This is a genomic window from Corynebacterium sp. HMSC056E09 (assembly GCF_001813425.1).
Classification (GTDB): Bacteria; Actinomycetota; Actinomycetes; order Mycobacteriales; family Mycobacteriaceae; genus Corynebacterium; species Corynebacterium hesseae.
In genome coordinates, this window is sequence record NZ_KV812490.1 from 362,292 (window position 1) to 362,760 (window position 469).

At 57.1% G+C, this 469-nt stretch carries 3 tRNA genes; all 3 read left to right on the forward strand.

The features are described from left to right. Nucleotides 1-93: 93 nt before the first annotated feature. The 3 genes from HMPREF2912_RS04635 (at nucleotide 94) to HMPREF2912_RS04645 (ending at nucleotide 387) form a co-directional block, all read left to right on the forward strand. Nucleotides 94-165 (forward strand) — tRNA-Val (locus HMPREF2912_RS04635). 44 nt (nucleotides 166-209) lie between these two features. Further along, a tRNA-Gly gene (locus tag HMPREF2912_RS04640) sits at nucleotides 210-285 on the forward strand. A 31-nt stretch (nucleotides 286-316) separates the two neighbouring features. Continuing rightward, a tRNA-Cys gene (locus HMPREF2912_RS04645) sits at nucleotides 317-387 on the forward strand. Nucleotides 388-469: the final 82 nt, after the last annotated feature.

The window sequence follows — 469 nt, forward strand, 5'->3', positions numbered from 1 at the left end:
AGGGTCGCGAGTTCGAGTCTCGTCATCCGCTCCAAGGCTTTCTTGATGCTAGAGGGAATCTCGAGCAAGTAAATAGCCTTGATAAATGGATAAGCGCGATTAGCTCAGTGGGAGAGCGCTTCCCTGACACGGAAGAGGTCACTGGTTCAATCCCAGTATCGCGCACAGGGAGTTCCTTACGGACTCCGTGACGAACTCCGGTTTGTCGCGCGGATGTAGCGCAGTTGGTAGCGCATCACCTTGCCAAGGTGAGGGTCGCGAGTTCGAGTCTCGTCATCCGCTCCAGCACATGTAGTGTGTGAGGCGGTATCGCCACGGTGGAATGGCCGAGTGGTGAGGCAACGGTCTGCAAAACCGTGCACACGGGTTCGATTCCCGTTTCCACCTCAAAAGCTGGCGCCCAACTTCGGGTGCTGTGAGCGCGTTTAGCTCAGCGGGAGAGCGCTTCCCTGACACGGAAGAGGTCACT